Source organism: Bradyrhizobium sp. Pha-3 (assembly GCF_042258615.1).
In the GTDB taxonomy this organism is placed as follows: Bacteria; Pseudomonadota; Alphaproteobacteria; order Rhizobiales; family Xanthobacteraceae; genus Bradyrhizobium.
In genome coordinates this window covers 3282777-3299472 of sequence record NZ_CP170152.1, presented here as the reverse complement: position 1 = coordinate 3299472, position 16696 = coordinate 3282777, and the positions used below count along the sequence as shown (strand labels likewise).

Annotated in this window: 18 protein-coding genes and 1 pseudogene; 9 read left to right on the top strand and 10 right to left on the bottom strand. The window is 61.7% G+C overall.

What is annotated here, in order from left to right:
* Window positions 1-85 precede the first annotated feature (85 nt).
* A complete protein-coding gene (locus ACE10Z_RS15415) occupies window positions 86-985 on the top strand; it encodes a LysR family transcriptional regulator (protein WP_375788671.1) in 900 nt (299 codons plus the stop codon).
* 357 nt (window positions 986-1342) lie between these two features.
* Here ACE10Z_RS15415 and ACE10Z_RS15410 read toward each other — a convergent pair whose 3' ends face one another.
* On the bottom strand, window positions 1343-1540 hold the full coding sequence (locus ACE10Z_RS15410; protein ID WP_375788670.1) for a hypothetical protein: 198 nt from the start codon (window positions 1538-1540) through the stop codon (window positions 1343-1345).
* Between the two features lie 396 nt (window positions 1541-1936).
* Between ACE10Z_RS15410 and ACE10Z_RS15405 the strand changes: the two genes are divergently transcribed.
* Both ACE10Z_RS15405 and ACE10Z_RS15400 read left to right on the top strand, forming a co-directional pair.
* Window positions 1937-2074, top strand: coding sequence for a hypothetical protein (locus tag ACE10Z_RS15405; protein ID WP_375788669.1), 138 nt, complete (start codon window positions 1937-1939; stop codon window positions 2072-2074).
* Window positions 2075-2105: 31 nt separating this feature from the next.
* Complete coding sequence (locus ACE10Z_RS15400; RefSeq protein ID WP_375788668.1) at window positions 2106-2387, top strand: transcriptional regulator; 282 nt, start codon at window positions 2106-2108, stop codon at window positions 2385-2387.
* On the opposite strand, the gene ACE10Z_RS15395 is transcribed toward ACE10Z_RS15400, so the two are convergent.
* Together ACE10Z_RS15395 and ACE10Z_RS15390 are read right to left on the bottom strand one after the other, a co-directional pair.
* Window positions 2370-2672: a 3-hydroxyacyl-CoA dehydrogenase NAD-binding domain-containing protein gene (locus tag ACE10Z_RS15395; protein WP_375788667.1), complete on the bottom strand. Its 303-nt coding sequence runs from the start codon at window positions 2670-2672 to the stop codon at window positions 2370-2372. The two genes, ACE10Z_RS15400 and ACE10Z_RS15395, sit on opposite strands and share 18 nt — an antisense overlap.
* A 21-nt stretch (window positions 2673-2693) precedes the next feature.
* Window positions 2694-3512: a 3-hydroxyacyl-CoA dehydrogenase gene (locus tag ACE10Z_RS15390; protein WP_375788666.1), complete on the bottom strand. Its 819-nt coding sequence runs from the start codon at window positions 3510-3512 to the stop codon at window positions 2694-2696.
* 1110 nt (window positions 3513-4622) lie between these two features.
* Between ACE10Z_RS15390 and ACE10Z_RS15385 the strand changes: the two genes are divergently transcribed.
* From ACE10Z_RS15385 to ACE10Z_RS15365, 5 genes and pseudogenes are all read left to right on the top strand, one after another.
* Window positions 4623-5681: a YeiH family protein gene (locus tag ACE10Z_RS15385; RefSeq protein WP_375788665.1), complete on the top strand. Its 1059-nt coding sequence runs from the start codon at window positions 4623-4625 to the stop codon at window positions 5679-5681.
* Between the two features lie 8 nt (window positions 5682-5689).
* Window positions 5690-6580 (top strand): LysR family transcriptional regulator, encoded by an 891-nt coding sequence (locus tag ACE10Z_RS15380; RefSeq protein ID WP_029078341.1) that lies wholly within the window; start codon window positions 5690-5692, stop codon window positions 6578-6580.
* Between the two features lie 172 nt (window positions 6581-6752).
* Window positions 6753-6986: a hypothetical protein gene (locus ACE10Z_RS15375; RefSeq protein WP_156928355.1), complete on the top strand. Its 234-nt coding sequence runs from the start codon at window positions 6753-6755 to the stop codon at window positions 6984-6986.
* Between the two features lie 45 nt (window positions 6987-7031).
* Window positions 7032-8274 (top strand): annotated as a pseudogene (locus ACE10Z_RS15370) (molybdopterin-dependent oxidoreductase).
* Window positions 8275-8284: 10 nt separating this feature from the next.
* Window positions 8285-8617, top strand: a complete 333-nt coding sequence (locus ACE10Z_RS15365) for a cytochrome c (protein ID WP_165128540.1) — start codon at window positions 8285-8287, stop codon at window positions 8615-8617.
* A gap of 65 nt (window positions 8618-8682) precedes the next feature.
* Here ACE10Z_RS15365 and ACE10Z_RS15360 read toward each other — a convergent pair whose 3' ends face one another.
* The 4 genes from ACE10Z_RS15360 to ACE10Z_RS15345 all read right to left on the bottom strand — a co-directional run bounded on the left by ACE10Z_RS15360 (window position 8683) and on the right by ACE10Z_RS15345 (window position 10485).
* Entirely contained in the window at window positions 8683-8922 is a 240-nt protein-coding gene (locus tag ACE10Z_RS15360; protein WP_375788664.1) for a hypothetical protein, read from the bottom strand.
* A gap of 102 nt (window positions 8923-9024) precedes the next feature.
* A complete protein-coding gene (locus tag ACE10Z_RS15355; protein ID WP_375788663.1) occupies window positions 9025-9741 on the bottom strand; it encodes an LrgB family protein in 717 nt (238 codons plus the stop codon).
* Window positions 9742-9759: 18 nt separating this feature from the next.
* Window positions 9760-10167, bottom strand: coding sequence for a CidA/LrgA family protein (locus ACE10Z_RS15350; RefSeq protein WP_375788662.1), 408 nt, complete (start codon window positions 10165-10167; stop codon window positions 9760-9762).
* 12 nt (window positions 10168-10179) lie between these two features.
* Window positions 10180-10485 (bottom strand): hypothetical protein, encoded by a 306-nt coding sequence (locus ACE10Z_RS15345; RefSeq protein ID WP_375788661.1) that lies wholly within the window; start codon window positions 10483-10485, stop codon window positions 10180-10182.
* 260 nt (window positions 10486-10745) lie between these two features.
* On the opposite strand from ACE10Z_RS15345, the gene ACE10Z_RS15340 reads away from it, so the two are divergent.
* Complete coding sequence (locus ACE10Z_RS15340; protein WP_375788660.1) at window positions 10746-10988, top strand: hypothetical protein; 243 nt, start codon at window positions 10746-10748, stop codon at window positions 10986-10988.
* Here the strand turns inward: ACE10Z_RS15340 and ACE10Z_RS15335 are convergent.
* The 3 genes from ACE10Z_RS15335 to ACE10Z_RS15325 form a co-directional block, all read right to left on the bottom strand.
* Complete coding sequence (locus ACE10Z_RS15335) at window positions 10985-11974, bottom strand: hypothetical protein (protein WP_375788659.1); 990 nt, start codon at window positions 11972-11974, stop codon at window positions 10985-10987. The two genes, ACE10Z_RS15340 and ACE10Z_RS15335, sit on opposite strands and share 4 nt — an antisense overlap.
* 239 nt (window positions 11975-12213) lie before the next feature.
* A complete protein-coding gene (locus ACE10Z_RS15330; RefSeq protein WP_375788658.1) occupies window positions 12214-13479 on the bottom strand; it encodes an efflux RND transporter periplasmic adaptor subunit in 1266 nt (421 codons plus the stop codon).
* Complete coding sequence (locus ACE10Z_RS15325; RefSeq protein ID WP_375788657.1) at window positions 13476-16658, bottom strand: efflux RND transporter permease subunit; 3183 nt, start codon at window positions 16656-16658, stop codon at window positions 13476-13478. Before ACE10Z_RS15325 ends, ACE10Z_RS15330 begins: the two co-directional genes overlap by 4 nt.
* Window positions 16659-16696 lie beyond the last annotated feature (38 nt).

Sequence of the window (16696 nt, the reverse complement as noted above, 5' to 3'; positions counted from 1 at the left end):
AGTAGGGGGCCAAGTTTGCAATTGAAAACGATTGTTTTCGATCAATACTCTACGAGATAATCGATAGGACGAGGGGAGCCGCTCAATGAACTTTCGTCAGCTTGAGACATTTCTGGAGATCGTCCGCCTCGGCAGCTTCGCAGCTGCAGCAAACAAGCTCAATGCGACGCAATCTACAATTTCGGCACGCATCCAGGAGCTCGAAAACGATCTCGGCGTGGTCTTGTTCGACCGAAACCAGCGGAAGGCTACAGTTACCGCCAAGGGACGCGAGTTGGTCGGCTACGCGCAACGCGCGCTGCATCTACAGTCGGAGATTCGGCAGCAGATCGTACCGAGCAGCTCGCTTTCCGGCATAGTCCGCGTTGGAGTTGCTGAACTCGTCGCGGTCACATGGCTTCCTATGCTCGTGGCGACGGTCCGTCAGCGCTATCCGAACATCACCCTCGAACTCGACGTTTCGCTGACCGTTCCGCTCCGGTCACGGCTTCAGTCCGGAGAACTGGATATCGCGCTCCTTCCGGGAGAATCATTTGACCCGGGGATGGCGGTCTACCCACTCGGGTCTGTCGTATTCCGCTGGATGAGAGGAGCGAATTTGGCTGTTCCGGATGACGCGCATGAGCCGACAGATTTTGCCTCCATCCGTGTTCTTTCGTTGGGAGAGGCCTCAGTCCACTATGAGATGGTGTCGTCCTGGCTAGAACAGAGCGGCTCCGTTCAGCGGCCGGATTTGTGCAACAGCATGACCGTTCTTTCGACTCTTACAATGGCCAATGTCGGTGTGAGCCTTCTGCCGCCGATCTGCTATGAGAGCGAACTACGCGAAGGACGACTGCGCATCATCCCCACCAGTTCGGAGCCTCGACCCGTTCCGTTCGCGGCCGTCCACAAGCGTAGTCGTCTCGCACTGCTACAAGGAATGATTGCTGAAGCGGCGATGGAGGTGAGCACGTTTTCGCGTGACACGCGTCCTACCCAGTAGCGAGACAACGAAGTCAGCGAATTCGCGAGCGTCGCTGCAGGCCGACCTCGCCAATCCGATACGCCTATTAGAGAGTGCTCGGTTTACCAACCAAATAGTTTTTGGGGTGACGGGTTCGTTGGAGAGCTAAGTTTCCCGAAAGGGTGGGAAGCCCCTGGTGTTGGGAAAAAGGTGGTAGCGGGGGTCCGCTACATCGCGAAACCCACTATTTCGGAGGCTCTGCTTTCTTATCGGAAAGCAGCCTAACTCCGAACGTCATGTCTTGATAGCCCGCCAAAAAGCCGCCGTTCGTGCGCGAGCTATCGCCGGCCTAAAAATGATGGCCGAGCAGATTCAAATCCCGGACATGCAGCCATCTCAAATTGCCATTTGGGGCAACGGGCTAAGGGACGGATCGGTCTGCCGATCCGTGGACAATATGAGAATTGAAACTGGAATGGCGGAATCAAAACCTGCTTGATATGCAATGATTTCAAAGGGCATTTGGAAGAAATGGCCAAGATGGCCTCCAGCAAATTCAATAGGTTGGCAGGCGTTTCCAAATGGCGAGGCCATCTTTTCGCTAATCTAACTCCGCGGATCAAGGCAGGCTAACACTGCAGGTGCCGAGCCGACGGGATCGCAAATCGACGAATGGAGCATTAAATTAGCGCTCGACAGCGCTCTTCGGAGCGCGGCCGTCGCAACGTGTGAGCGGCAGGCCGGTGATGCGAGCGATCTCTTCCGGAGCGTTGACCGTTCGGACACGCCCTTTGGCCGGTTTCGACCTCCTGCGGCAAATTCGGTTGCGGTATCTATGTCGGGCGATCGAGCAGGCCGACCGGCCACGGCGGCGCCAACGAGGCGCGTTCATTTGGCTCGTTCCATGTCGCCGCACCCAATCTTCCCGCACGCATGCACGCAATCTTTACAGGGCTGAGCACTGTCCAGGAATTCTCGGCGCCGTGTCGATTGCGAGGGATCACAATCCGCAACGTCCACCCCGACCAGCAAGGAACGGCCTCCGTCAATCCGATCTGCACCGTGGTGCGCCTCGCCCACCGCGCGCCGGTCTGGAAGAGTGCGACGGTACAGGCCGGACCCTACTGAGCCCTACGACCAAGCGAAACCATCGCGGTCAATGGAGCATAAGCGGACTATGTCTGGCAGTGGTGTTCATAGAACGCTGAGATTTGGTCCGTTCGAGCTTTCCAGTAGCAAGAGGGTGCTGCGTCGTGATGGGGTCACGCTTTCCCTTGGCAGTCGGGCATTCGAGATTTTGTTCTATCTCGCTGAACGTCCAGGCAAGGTTATCGGAAAGGCGGAGCTCATCGATCATGTCTGGTCGGACGTCACCGTGGAGGAGGGCAGCCTCCGGCCCCGCCGACGATCTCCACCAGCGGGATCAGATGCGGCGGATTGAACGGTGAGCGATCACGCAACGCTCCGGATGGGCCGCTGCGCCCTTCTGGATTTCGCTCATGGTGAGCCCCGACGAACTCGATGCGATGATCACATCGGGCTTCAGCAATTCGTCGAGCTGCCCGTACAGCTTCTGCTTGAAATCGATCCGCTCGGGCCCGTTCTCTTGAACGAGATCGGTCGCAACCACCTGCAATCCCCTCGCAAGATACAGCGCAGACCAGCTTGCGCCGATCACGCCGGTGCCGATGATTGCGATACGGCGAATGGGTTTGGTGTCGGTCATGTCGTATCTCCGATCGATTCGTTAGATTTCGGCGTAGGCAATGCCGGTAAGGTTGCCCTGCGCGAAGAGGACATTTCGCTCGCCGGATCCATCAAGCTGTGCGGAGTAGATCGAGCCGGCAAAATCGGTGACGAACATGCGGTCGTTCCGAACATCGAGTCCGATGCCGATCCCTTCCATAAGATGGGTCACCACGATCTCCGGCTCGGCCGGCTTGTTGTCGATCGAAGCGCGGTTCACGGTGTTGCCGCGCGGAGGATCGCCGCGGTCGGTCCAGTAGAGGACGCGGTTCTCGTGGTCGAGTTCGAGATCGATCGGCTCCGGCAGGCCGTCGTAGAAGATCTCGATGTCGGACCTGTTGGTTGCGGTCTGGCCTGTGGGGATTTCGACATTGGCCCGGAAGATGCGGCCGAGCCCGGCGTTGTCAGGCCCTTTCTGCGTCCAGTAGAGGTGTCCGAATTTCGGATCAATCGTCAGCCCGACGCACCATCGCGTCTGATCGCGGCTATCGGATTCGCCGCGTCCGGCCACGATCAGCGTCTCGAGCTGTGAACCATCGAGATTGCAGCGCATGACGCGCATTCCCTCGCGGTCGCACCAGTAGAGCTTGCCGACGCTGCTATCGAGAATGATCTGCTTGGGAGTGTGAGTGGCTCCCTGCGCGATGATGGTCTTGCGGTTCTTGCCGTCGAGGTCGGCGCGTTCGATGGTCCCGTCATTCAGGTTGGGGATGCCCATGTTGGTCCAGTAGATATGACCGGCTTCGGCATCGACGACGATGCCGTCCGGGAGATGGCAGCCGGTCACGATGGTCTTGCGATCGGAGCCATCCGTATTCATGGTGTGAATGCATCCGGCATTCAGTTCGAGCACGAACAGACGCGGCACTGTGACGTTTGCGGATGGGCTCGTAGCGGCTTTTCGCATATCGCACCTGCATTGGGGCCCGACCACGAACCGGTCAGGTGAGCGCGACTATGATCCGATCGCCGATGCGCGGCTTGGACAGGAATGTCTTCGCTGGGATGGGCTTGCTGCTCGATCCGCTGCGAGCCGTCCGTCGATCGGGACGGGATAAGCGCGAGAATCGTCCGGCCGCCAAATTCGGCTGCTTGCACCGAGATTCGTTCGCGGCAAGCGCAACGAAGTTGAGCACGCATCGCGACGACCATCGCCGATGCGAAGGCAGCAGCTTTCGCCAAACATTCAAGCGCGGCCGATGGACAAGCCGGATGGTTGAAGTTGTGTAGGTTGCATGCGCCGCCGCCGTACGGATGATCGTCGATGCGACGAGATCCGTTTTGTCAGAGCGGCTCGATGGGTTCGAACGAGAGCTGAGTAGCGCCCGATAGCCGGTGAGGCCGGCGCCGCGCCAAGACGCTGGCCAGGTAAGGCGACGCGCTGCAGGCCCGCTTCGAGCCGATGAGGTACCGCAGTCCGCGCTCACCGGAACCGGGAAGGCCTCAGCGCGTCTTTCGTGGCACCGGAAACATGCCCCAGTGAGAGCAGCTGATCCAATCCTCGTGATCCATCGCTAACGCAGATGCGGATGCTGTGGTCGTCATGATCGTCTCCTTGGTTGTGTGTACACTTTGAAAGTTGGGAGACCATCAACCCGTCACAACTAAAACTCTCGTTAGGGATCGCGCGGCTCGCGCATGATTGCCGACCGGCGCGAATTCAGTCACGCCGCGATGGCAGGGTTTGAGCCGGCACTTGGTCGCCTGAAGACCACGATCCGCGCGCGGCCGGTATGTCACGGCATACGTATTGTTGGGGCTCGGCCAGACGATCGCCAGGCGCCGCGCACGTTATGCGGCGCCAGTCCGACGAATGCGGCCCGGTCCTGCAGCAGAAACAATCGGTTTGATCGATCAGAATGTATAAATAAATCTGTTGGATCGATTTGTCGTCGCGAACCACAATTGGCGCAACCCAGGAGACACGCCAATGACCATGACGACAGACTCCAGCAACTTCTCAGCCAAGTCTTCCCTACGTGACACCCTCCTGCCGCATCTAAGGCCCGCCCTTACGATCGTCCCCGGCATCGCCCTGGCCACGATCATCGCTTTCGGCGCCAACCTGATGCGCGGCATTCCGCAGATCGCGACATTCAGCCCCATGATCCTGGCCATCGCGATCGGAATTGCGGTGCGCAATCTGGTCGGCACACCATCTTCCGTCCGCCCTGGAATCGCTTTCAGCATGCGCCGTCTGCTTCGATTCGCGATCGTCCTGCTGGGATTCCAGATCACGCTGACTCAGCTTGCAGCCGTGGGGGCAAAGGGACTCTTCATTGTTGCCGGCACACTCGTTGCCACGTTCGTCTTCACGCTTGCAGCCGGCCGCGCCCTGGGCGTCGAGCGAAAGCTGATCGAACTGATCGCCGCGGGCACCTCGATCTGCGGCGCCTCGGCGGTGGTCGCCACCAACAGCGTCACCGAGGCGTCCGACGAGGACGTCGCCTACGCGATCGCCTGCGTGACGATCTTCGGCTCGATCGCCATGTTCGTCTATCCATTGCTGCCCCGGCTTCTGCATCTCGACAGCCACGCCTACGGCCTCTGGAGCGGCGCATCGATCCATGAGATTGCACAAGTGGCTGCCGCTTCCTTCCAGAACAGCCAGCGCGCCGGCGAGAACGGAACGGTTTCCAAGCTCGCCCGCGTCCTGCTTCTCGCACCCGTCGTGCTGACCCTGAGCCTCGTGACCCGGTTCACGGTGCAGCGCACTCGCGAACAGTCCGCGAGGCCGCCGCTCCCCTGGTTCGCGCTCGGCTTCGTCGCGGTGGTCGCCGTCAACAGCGTCATCACCATCCCGGGCGGCGCCAAGAGCGCGATGATCTCCCTGGCGACATTCCTCCTTACCATCGCGCTCGCCGCCATGGGCCTCGAGACCGACGTGTCGAAACTCTACGCTGCAGGCCTGCGTCCGGCTATATTGGGCGCGCTGGCCTTCCTCTTCATCGCCAGCTTCAGTCTTGTGGTCATCAAGCTCATGGGATGATCTGCTCAATGACGCTCGAACAGCTCCGGGTCTTCGCCGCAGTCGCCGACAAGCAGCACGTGACGAAGGCTGCCCGCGAACTGAACCTCACCCAATCGGCTACGAGCGCGGCAATCGCCGCGCTCGAAGCGCGTTATGGCGTCAAATTGTTCGATCGGGTCGGCCGGGGCATCGTCCTCACGCATGAGGGCCGCACATTCCTTTCCGAGGCGCGGGCGGTGCTGGCGCGTGCCCACGACGCCGAGCAGGTTCTGAGGGATTTTGCCGGGCTCAAGGCCGGACAGTTGACGATTGCCGCGAGCCAGACGGTCGGCAGCTATTGGCTGCCCGCAAGGCTGCTCGCATTTCAGGCGGTCCATCCCGGTATCAAGATCGACGTGAGGATCGCCAATACCGAGCAGGTCGCAACCGACGTTCGCGAAGGCATGGCCGATGTCGGTTTCATCGAGGGCGACATCGACGACCCCGCATTGTCTGCGCGTCGCATCGATAGCGATTCGCTGGTCGCGGTGGTGGGCGCACAGCACCCGCTGGCGGAGCAGCGAAAGCTGCCGCCTGACTGGATGAGCAAGACGCCATGGATCCTTCGCGAACCCGGCTCCGGAACACGTGCAATGTTCGAGCGGGCGTTGAAGAAACGCGGGATACGCCTTTCCGATCTGACCGTCCAACTCGAACTGGCGTCGAACGAGGCGATTCGAACGGCGGTTGAAACGGGCCGCTGCGCCGCGGCCATTTCCGATCTGGTCGTCGAGAAGGCCGTCGCGGCAAAGCGGCTGGTCAAACTGGACAGCGAGTTGGCAAAGCGTTCGTTCTACGTCCTCCGTCACAAGGAGCGGCACGTGAGCAAGGCAGAAGCCGCACTGATGTCCAGCATTGCGACCGGCGCTGCCCCCTAGATATGCCGAGGAGGTGATTGGCGTACCGGGCTCGCGCGTTTCAATCGCCGCAGACGATCAGAATGACCTGACAATCGCGTTAGACCACGACGGAGCCAGGCTCTACGCTTCGGGACATGGCAAGCACATTGAAAATCGCAGCTTGCCAGAGCGCAATCAAAGGAGACCTACAATGCTTCGATCCCGTCATTCTCTTCTCGCTATTGCTTCGCTGGCCATCGCCGCTTGCACGCTGGGTGCGCCGGCCGCACTGGCCGCCACTAACGCTACGCATGTCCCGCACATCCGGGACGCCGTGCACGCCGAGCAACTTTTTCCCGGTGTGAACGTGCGAGTTCCGAACGCTCGTGCGCAGCAACCACGAATCCATGCCGACGCCCCCTTCGCCGACCTGATCCTCGGATAAGTGGCAGGGCAGAACGGGTCAACCCATCCCGAAAAGGAGCTATCGATGACACATCATCAAAGCGATGCACGTACTCAGGCTCTGTCTCGCCGTGCCCTGCTCCGCACCATGGGAATTGCAGGCATCACGCTTGCCAGCTCGTCGGCCTGGGCCGATCAGTCGATCCGGCTGCCGATTGCCGGGGAACCGCGGGAACGGCCCATGACGCACGAATTCCCGCAGAAACGGGACATGATCCTGCAGCGCACGCGACCGCCACTGCTGGAGACGCCGATGGAGGTGTTCGATCGGAGCGTATTCACCCCGAACGACCGGTTCTATGTGCGTTGGCACTGGGCCGTGATCCCCACCTCGGTCGATGCAGGCACCTTCAGGCTCACTGTGCGCGGGCACGTCAATCAGGTGCTGTCCTTGTCCATCGACGACCTGCTCAAGATGCCCCGGGTGGAGCTTGCCGCGGTCAATCAATGTTCGGGCAATTCGCGAGGCTTTTTTGCGCCCCGTGTTCCCGGCGCGCAATGGGCGCATGGAGCGATGGGCAATGCACGATGGACCGGCGTGCGGCTCAAGGACGTGCTGGATCGCGCGGGCGTCAAATCGGGAGGCATCCAGGTCCGCTTTAAGGGACTGGATGAACCCGTGGTGCCCGAGGCGCCAGACTTCAAGAAGTCGCTCGACATCGACCACGCCCGTGACGGCGAGGTCATGATCGCCTTTGCCATGAACGGCGAGCAGCTGCCGCTGCTGAACGGCTTCCCACTGCGTCTGATCGTGCCGGGGTGGTACTCGACGTACTGGGTCAAGATGCTGAGCGATATCGAAGTGCTTGATCGCCCGGACGACAATTACTGGATGGCCACCGCCTATACCATCCCAGATACCCCCGCACGCCAACGTCACACCCGGCCAGACCGGCGTGAAGATGGTCCCGATCAGCCGCATGACGCCGCGATCGTTCATCACCAACATCGCGGACGGCGCGTCACTGCCGTCGGGAGCAAGCGCCGAGATCCGGGGAATTGCCTTCGGCGGCGACACAGGTGTCGCCAAGGTCGAGTATTCCGTCGATGACGGCAAGACCTGGCAACCCGCGACGCTGGGCGAGGACCATGGCAAGTACAGCTTCCGCCGCTGGCAGACCAATCTCCCGCCGCTGGCGACGGGCCGTCATTCTCTCATGGCGCGCTGCACGAATCTGGCGGGCGATGTTCAACCGGCAGAGCCCAACTGGAACAACAGCGGCTTCATGCGCGACGTCATCGAGCCGGTTCACATCACGACGACCTAGGAGCAGCACGATGCGACACGCAGCTATCATCGTCGGCGTATTGTCCGCAGCCCTGCTGACGTCCACCCCCGCGTGGGTTCAACAAGCCCCCGCGATCACATCGACGACCGTTGAGCTTCCTTCGGGCGACCAAATGTTTCCCGGCGGCTCGGACGCGGATGCGATCAACAACAACTGCCTGGCCTGCCACTCGGCAGACATGGTGCTGAACCAGCCTCCCTTGCCAAAAGCGGCCTGGGAGTCCGAGGTCGGCAAGATGATCAAGGCCTACAAAGCTCCTGTTGATGAGAGCGATGTGCCTGCAATCGTCGACTATCTCGTCAAGACCAAGGGCAAGACCTAGCGCCAACCGCCGGGCCGCGGTCGTACGCTTCGGACTATCTCGAGCGCGCGAGAATGGTCGCGTCGCTAGGCCTGCGACCAGGACGAGCTGGCGTTGTCGAGCCAACGCTCGGTGTCTTCATCGGTCCAGCCGGGAACGGCGATTCGGGGTTGCCCACGTGTGAAGGCACCCGACGGCACCGCTTGTCCATGATGCGCGATCAACCGGTGCTGGTTGTACCTGCCATGCAGGTGCCAGCGGTCACATGGCCGGACATCGCGATCACAAAGGCCAAAGAGAAAAGAAAACGCATCGACGTGCTCCATCCCCTGCCCTCTCATCAAGTAGTGCATGTCGTACGCGCTCCCAACCCGCACGGGCCGCTCGGCGGTTCACGTTGGCGACATGCTCCCGCTCTCTCGTCCCTGTTACTTCCAGAGCTGGACGAGCGCAGGCGCAATGAACCCAATGATGAGACCATTGAGCCCGATGCCCAGTGCTGCGAACGCGGCGCCAAGCTCACTGCGGGCAGCCACCTCTGCAGCGGCAATGCCGCTCCCGGCAATTCCGGCAGCCAGACCATGGGCGCGCCAATCGTCGATCTTCAGCATGGTCAGCATCTTCCGACCGAGAGCCGCCGCCAGAATGCCGCCAAGGATCGCGAGTGCAGCCGTCAGCGCCGGAACGCCGCCGATCTGGCTGGAGACTGCGACCGCGATTGGCGTGGTGGCCGCCTTCGGCGCCATGGAAAGGGCAATCATGCGGGAGCCTCCGAAAAGCCACACCAGACCTATGCCGGAGCCGATCGAGGTAACCGAGCCGGCGAGCACCGCCAACCCGACTCCGAGCAGGTTCTCCCTGACCAGCCGGACGCTCCGCGCGAGCGGAACGGCCAACGCGACAGTCGCCGGTCCAAGGAGAAAGCTCATGAACTGGGTCTGCGCTGCGTAGACCTTGTAATCCGTCCCGCTCACCACGACGATTGAAGCCACGAGGATGATAGCCGCAAGCACTGGACTTGCGAGCGCCGAGCCGCCACACGCACGCTGCAGCGCGTTGCCGAGCATGTAAGCCCCCAGCGTCACGGCGAGCCAGAATACCTGCATCGCGCCGAGCGAAGTGCAGAGATGTTGAATAGCGCTCATGGCAGACGAGGCTCTCGCTCAGCTTCTCTCCGAGGCCTGCAGGACGACCGCCGACCGGTTCGCCGCGCGCCGGCGGATACTCCAATGCATGACCCATCCGGTGACCGCAAGGCTCAACAGTGTCGATCCAATCAAACCCGCAGCGATCGGCAACCATTGCAGCCGCAATGCTCCGATCTCCGTGATGATACCGACGCCGGCCGGCACAAACAGAAGTCCCACGTTACGGACCAGCGTCTCGGCAGTGTGTTCGAGGCCGTCGACTGTCGGCGACTTGCTGGTCGTCTTTCCCGCCCTGAACACCAGCACCACGGTCAGGATTGACATCCCGATCACAGGTCCCGGCACGGGAAGCGCAAGGGCCTGGCGCAGCAGGTCGCCGGCGAGTTGGCACGCCAGCAGGATCAGAAATGCGGGTATTGTCATTCGTGGACAGGCTCAACATCCGCGACAGATCGAACTCTCGATCATCTTCTGAAGCTGTGCATCCTCCTGGTCGATGGCGGGGTTGGTGCCGAGCGGCGACCCCTTCATGGCATGGCCGCCGACACCGGACGAAGGAAGGGCCGTGCCCAACGAGTTCGTTCCTGGCGTCGCGGCGCTCGTGCCGAGCGCGCCACCCATGCCGAGCCCGCTACCCATCGACATATGCGACCCCATACCCCCCATACCGCCGCGGGCGAAAGCCTCGGTGCCGGAAAGGATGAGACAGAGGGCGAAAAAAAGAAGGGATATCAGCTTCATGATTGCTGCTCCAGATGCTGGGGTGATCTGAACTCGAATTTGGGCGCCACATGCGCGCGGGCCACGCACGATCGCGAGAGCGATCATGACAAAGAATACAGAGTCCGGCGTCGACAGTTCTCGCAGGAGTGATCCTCGTCAACGCCCGGCAACACCTACATGACCGTGTACAGAACAGTTCATCGGGAAGCGCTAGCGCCAGAGCAGCAGAGATCGCCAGTCGCAGATTCTCCGCACGAACAACACAACGGAGAACAGATATGACTATCTTCAAGACCTTGATTGGTGCGGCGCTGATCCTGACGGCAACAAGTCCATCAGCCTTTGCATCATGGTCCTTCGCAGACCAGGAGCCCGCCGCTTTCTCGGCGATGTACCCGAACCGGGATGCGCTCAATGGTGGCGCCTTGACGCCGGCGGGCCGGACGGGCCTCGAGTACCCCGGTGGCGCAGCACCGGTGTTCGTCGGCAAAAGCGCCCATCTCGGGATGCGGCATCGCTAAGCGGACGCCCCGGACAGGCATACGGAGTGCTGCTCGACCCGCAGCGCACTCCGCCTTTCGCGCGAACTTTGGGCGCCAATGACGTGGCAGCTCGCGTGCCGGATGGGTGCGTTTGACCAAGATCCGCGAAGGCGATTGTCAGCCGAAAGTGAATTGAGGCCAACGATCTCGCCGCTTACGTCCTGTTGCAACCGCCATCGAACGCCGGAGCTTCCAATGCGTGCACTCCTCTGTGCGACGGCAGCACTCATGCTGAGCGGCAACAGCTGTTTCGCGCAGGTCTCGACCATGGGCACGACCGCCATGGGAATTCCGACGACGCCTGGCGCGATTGTGTCATCGGCCCTGGCGGGACCGAGTCCATTTTCGAGTCTTTTCTCCGCCGCGACCGTTCCCGGAGCGCCGGCAACCACCTTGGCCTCACCTCCGTTGGCACAAGATCCAACGCTTCCCGGAACCAGCATCAGTTGCTCGCCCACCGAGGTGGAGCTTTCGCCTTCCGTCATGAGCGTTACCTCCACAAACACCAACACTCCTATAAGCCCGACTGCGATGAGCACGATGGGCAGCATCACCGGCATGCCGGGATCGACCCCGCCGATGACGAGCACAAGCCTGTCGCCGAGCTTGCCGGCAGCGATGTCCGTTACCATCGTGGGTCCGATCACGGGCAGCACGACCGGCACGATCGCACCGCCGTCTGCCCTCGGCAGCTCCACGCCGGGGAGCTCCTGCACGGCGGCACCCGGCAACACGGAGATCAGTGCCGCGGCGTTGCCCGTCTCCACGCCCGACATTCCGCCAAGTCCGCCGCCCGGGACCATCCAGTCGCCGATGGCCGATCCCGACACGACCAACACCAGCATAAGTCCCGCACCGAGCGTGATGCCGACACCGAACACGCCTGCGTGCACCGAAGCCGTTTCGATGAACCTCGCCAATCCGGCGTCGATGTTTTCTTCCAGCCCCAACGGCGCTTCGGCCACGCCGGGCACATCACTGCCTTCCGGTTGCTGAGCTGAACCTTCCTGCGGGGATATCGATTTTCGCGCACGTCTCGTGAAGGAGTCTGCCGATCACCGGCCGGCGCCTCACGAAATGCGCTGGTGGCCGCTAACGTCCAGAGAGGCCCCGGATCAAGGTCGAAAAATGGTGGACGTCTGAGCCGGAGCCCCCTCCTGAGCGGTCGCTTCGCGCATCGCGGCCATCGATCGCCAACGGAAATTCAGCTCGTCTGCGGCCCGCGTACCGTGACCCTGCTTCCCTCGGTCAGGTTCACCATCGGATTGAGAATGACTTGATCGCCTGGCTTGACGCCATCGTGCACTTCGACCTCCTTGCCGAAATCACGCGCGATCGAAATCTTGCGGAAATGAACTGCGCCGTCCTCCACGACCACGACATGCAGACCGTTCTCGTCGAAGACGACGGCATCGGCCGGTATGATCATCGACGGGGTCTTGCGCGGAATCAGCAGCTCGACGGTGCAATAGATCCCCGGCTGAAGCGCGCCGTCCGAGTTGGGCACGTCGATCTCGGTCAGCAATGTACGGCTGCCGGGCTGCAGCGCCGTCGCGATGCGTGTGACTTTTCCCGGAAACGCCCGCCCGGGGATTTCCGGAACCCGGATGACGGCGTCGACCCCGGGCTCCACGCTGAACGCCTCGTCCTGGGGCACGAATACCTGCGTGCGGATGACATCCGCGTGCATCAACGTGAACATGAAGGTCGAACCCGACTGCACGAGACTTCCGTTGTCGATATTGCGCTGGGTGATCACACCGTCGAATGGAGCCACCACGCGCTGATAGGTCTTGTCCTGTCCCAGAACCTTGATCTGGGCCTGCTGGGCCGCGATATTCGCCTTAGCCGCCTGTTCCGCGGCCTGCTGCGCACGCAGCGTGAGGCGGTCATTGTCTCCCTGTTGCGCGGTGAGCCAACCCTGCTTGACCAGATTGCTGTCGCGCCCGTTGGTGACCTCCGCGAGTTCGCGGCTCGCCTGGGTCTGCTGCAGGTTTCCCTGGCTCTGCGCCAGGGTGGCTTGGGCCTGTGCGATCTGGTGATCGAGCTCGGGAGCGACTATCTCGGCGAGCAACGCGCCCGCCTTGACCCGATCGCCGATATCGACATAGCGCTTTTCGACATAGCCGCTGGTCCGGGCGAAGATGTTGGCGGCCTCGAAAGCAGCCGTGGTCGCCGGCAATGTAGCCTTCATCGTGCTGTCGCTGGCACGAACTGCCGCGACGCGAACATCCGGCACAAACGTGCGCGCCTGCTCCGCCGTCGCGGCGACCTCGCGTTCCGCCTGGTAGTGGCGCCACCCGCCCGCACCAAGCCCGCCAACAAGCAACAGCAGCGCGGTCGCCCCGAAGATGGCTGTTCCGGATCTGCGTTCAGGTTTGCCCTCGGCCCTCAAGACTGGGCCGGTCGCGTTGCCCGGAGGCTCAAGGTCCCGGAAGTTCTCGTGCGGTCGTACATCAATCTCTGTCATGTCGGCAATTCCTCGAACACGCCATGGTGTGGCTTTCCGTCGTTGCCCTTGCGCAGCAAAGCAAACAGGTAGGGAACGATGAGCAGGGTCGTGGGCGTGGCGAACAACAATCCGCCGATGACGGCGCGCGCGAGTGCTGCGTTCTGCTCCTCTCCGGCGCCGCCGATCGCCATCGGGATCATGCCGACGATCATCGCAGCTGCCGTCATCAGCACCGGGCGGATGCGGGTGTGGCCGGCGCTCAATGCGGCCTCAAGCGCCGAATGCCCCTTCAGCTGCTGCTCGCGCGCGAACGTCACCAGCAGAATCGAGTTTGCCGAGGCAACGCCGACCGACATGATCGCGCCCATCAGCGAAGGGACGTTGAGCGTCGTTCCGGTGATGAACAGCATTGTCACGATCCCGCAGAGTGTCGCCGGCAGCGCCAGGATCACCACAAAGGGATCGCCGAAGTTCTGATAGTTCACGACCATCAGGAGATAGACGAACACCGCCGCGAACAACAGGCCGATGCCGAGATCCCGAAAGGAATCGTTCATGCTCTGGATCTGGCCAAGCACCTGAATGGAATTGCCCGGCTTCAATTGCTTTTGCAGGTCGGCGGTGACCTTGCCGATCTCCGCCGCCACGCTGCCGAGGTCGCGGCCCTGCACGCTGGCATAGACCTCATAGACCGGCTGGACGTTGCTCTGGTTGGCATTAGTGGGCACGGTATCGCGCTTGAACGTCGCGATGTTGCTGAGCATGCCCGGCACCGTCTGGCCGCTCGCCGCAATCGACGTCGAGACGGGCGTGTTGGCAAGCGCATTCAGCGAATTGATCCTGTATTCCGGCGTCTGCACGGCGAGGTAGTATGGAATGCCGGCGCTCAGATCGGTCCAGAAATTCGGCGACACCTGCACGGAAGAGCTGAGGCTCACGTTGATGTTGGTCGCCACCGTGCTGGCGTTGAGGCCGAGCTGGGCGGCCCGGGTCCGGTCGATATCCGTAAAGAACCCCGGACCGTCGATTTCCTGCTGGAGATGGGCATCAACGATGCCCGGAATGGCAGCAAGACGCTTCTGCAGTTGCTTGGCGACAACCAGATTGTTGGCGCCATAGCCGACGGTCCGGACATCGATCTGCGCCGGCAGCCCGAAGTTCAGGATCTGCGTGACGATATCGGCCGCCTGGAAATAGAAAGTGTCCTCGGGGAACGCCGCAGGCAATACCTGACGCAGCCTCTTGATATAGTCCGCGGTCGGCTTGTGGCCGTCCTTGAGCGAGACCAGGATGACGCCGTCGTTGACGCCGATTGTCGAGCCATCGGCGAAGGCCAGGTTGTAGGCCCGTGCCGGCAGCCCGATATTGTCAACGATCAGCGAGCGGTCATTCTCGGGAATGACCTCGCGGATCTTGTCCTCGACCTTCTGGAAGATCGCCTCGGTGCTTTCGATGCGTGTGCCCGCAGGCGCACGCACGTGAAGCTGGATCTGGCCGCCGTCGATCAGCGGAAAGAAATCCCTGCCGACGAGGGTGAGCATCACCGCGCCGAGGCCGAGGATCAGGACCGCAACGGCAGGCACGATGGCGCGACGGCGAAGCAACAGGGCCAGGAGCTGTGCGTAGCCGCCACGCAGCCGCTCGAAGCCGCGCTCGAAGGCCGCGGACATTCGCAAGAATATGCCGGTAGGGACTTCGCCATGAACATGCCGGCGCTCGCCCTTCAGCAGAAGTCCGATCGTGATCGGCGTCAGGGTTCGGGACAGCCCGTAGGACGCGAGCATCGCGAAAACGACGGCAAGACCCAGCGGGGTAAAGAGATACTTCGCGGGCCCCTCCAGAAACACCACCGAAGTGAACACGCAGCTGATCGCAAGCGTCGATACCAGCGTGGGGACGGCGATCTCGGCCGCGCCATGCAAGGTTGCGTCTGCGAGCGGCATGCCCTCCTCCGTCCACAGCCGATGGGTATTCTCGATCGTGACAGTTGAATCATCGACCAGTATGCCGACCGCCAGGGCGAGACCGCCCAGAGTCATCGTGTTCAAGGTCTCGCCGAGGAAATAGAGCACGACGAGCGACGACAGGATCGCCAGCGGGATAGAGATCATCACCACCAGGGTCGACCGCCAGGACCCCAGGAACAGCAGGATCATCATCGCGGTCAACCCCGCCGCGATGGCACCTTCCCGAAGCACGCCGTTGACCGAGTTCGTCACGAAGACCGACTGGTCGAACAGCTCGGTGATCTTGAGCCCGGCCGGAGCCGCGGCGCGAATGGACGTCAACGCCTTCTTCACCCCGTTGACGACCGCCAGAGTCGACGCATTTCCGTTCTTGATGATGCTGAGCAAAACCGCGCGGTGACCATCCTCGCGAACGATGTTTTGCTGCACCATCGATCCGTCACGCACCTGCGCTACGTCGCTCAGCAGGATGGTCGCACCGTTGGTAAACTTGACCGGCATCTTGTTGAGATCGTCGATGGTCGCCGGCGTCGCATTGGTGCGCACCGTATACTGGGTGTCTCCCATCTTGGCCGTACCCGACGGAAGCGTGAGGTTCTGGGTATTGACCGCGTTCACGATGTCGAGCGGTGTCAGGCCGCGAGACAGCAGCTTGTCAGGATCGATGTCCACCATGATCTGGCGGTACTTGCCGCCGGCGGGCGTCGGCAGCGTGACGCCCGGAACCGGAGCAAGCTGCTGGCGAACGCGATAGATACCGAAGTCATAGAGCTGCTGCTCGTTGAGACTGTCGGAGTTCAGGCTGAGCTGGAGCACGGGAACGCTCGAGGCGTTGAACTGAACGACGATCGGCGGCTGGATGCCCGGCGGCATCAACGCGCGAATGGAATTTGTCGCCGAGACGATCTGCGCGATGGCGAGGTCGAGATTGACGTCCGGCTGGAAGTAGATCTTCTGGACCGACAGACCGTTGAGGGTCTGCGATTCCATGTTCTTGATTCCATTAACGTTGGCACTGATGGAGTACTGGCTATAGGTGCTGACGCGCTGTTCCATCTCGGGCGTGGAAAGCCCGGTGTACTGCCAGATGACAGTCACCACCGGGATGCGAATTTCCGGAAAGATGTCAGTCGGCATCGACCACAGCGCGGCACCGCCGAGAAACAGGATCAGGGCCGCCACCACATAGAAGGTATGTGGAAATCTCAGCGCGAAGCGAACAATTCCCATGTCAAATCCTTGCCAGCTCCCGGTTGCGAGACCTCGGA

Coding starts and splice junctions, on each gene's coding strand:
- ACE10Z_RS15415 (WP_375788671.1), top strand. CDS start 86: ATGAACTTTCGTCAGCTTGAGACATTTCTGGAGATCGTCCGCCTCGGC.
- ACE10Z_RS15410 (WP_375788670.1), bottom strand. CDS start 1,540: ATGGCCTCGCCATTTGGAAACGCCTGCCAACCTATTGAATTTGCTGGA.
- ACE10Z_RS15400 (WP_375788668.1), top strand. CDS start 2,106: ATGGAGCATAAGCGGACTATGTCTGGCAGTGGTGTTCATAGAACGCTG.
- ACE10Z_RS15395 (WP_375788667.1), bottom strand. CDS start 2,672: ATGACCGACACCAAACCCATTCGCCGTATCGCAATCATCGGCACCGGC.
- ACE10Z_RS15390 (WP_375788666.1), bottom strand. CDS start 3,512: ATGAATACGGATGGCTCCGATCGCAAGACCATCGTGACCGGCTGCCAT.
- ACE10Z_RS15385 (WP_375788665.1), top strand. CDS start 4,623: ATGACCATGACGACAGACTCCAGCAACTTCTCAGCCAAGTCTTCCCTA.
- ACE10Z_RS15380 (WP_029078341.1), top strand. CDS start 5,690: ATGACGCTCGAACAGCTCCGGGTCTTCGCCGCAGTCGCCGACAAGCAG.
- ACE10Z_RS15375 (WP_156928355.1), top strand. CDS start 6,753: ATGCTTCGATCCCGTCATTCTCTTCTCGCTATTGCTTCGCTGGCCATC.
- ACE10Z_RS15365 (WP_165128540.1), top strand. CDS start 8,285: ATGCGACACGCAGCTATCATCGTCGGCGTATTGTCCGCAGCCCTGCTG.
- ACE10Z_RS15360 (WP_375788664.1), bottom strand. CDS start 8,922: ATGGAGCACGTCGATGCGTTTTCTTTTCTCTTTGGCCTTTGTGATCGC.
- ACE10Z_RS15355 (WP_375788663.1), bottom strand. CDS start 9,741: ATGAGCGCTATTCAACATCTCTGCACTTCGCTCGGCGCGATGCAGGTA.
- ACE10Z_RS15350 (WP_375788662.1), bottom strand. CDS start 10,167: ATGACAATACCCGCATTTCTGATCCTGCTGGCGTGCCAACTCGCCGGC.
- ACE10Z_RS15345 (WP_375788661.1), bottom strand. CDS start 10,485: ATGAAGCTGATATCCCTTCTTTTTTTCGCCCTCTGTCTCATCCTTTCC.
- ACE10Z_RS15340 (WP_375788660.1), top strand. CDS start 10,746: ATGACTATCTTCAAGACCTTGATTGGTGCGGCGCTGATCCTGACGGCA.
- ACE10Z_RS15330 (WP_375788658.1), bottom strand. CDS start 13,479: ATGACAGAGATTGATGTACGACCGCACGAGAACTTCCGGGACCTTGAG.
- ACE10Z_RS15325 (WP_375788657.1), bottom strand. CDS start 16,658: ATGGGAATTGTTCGCTTCGCGCTGAGATTTCCACATACCTTCTATGTG.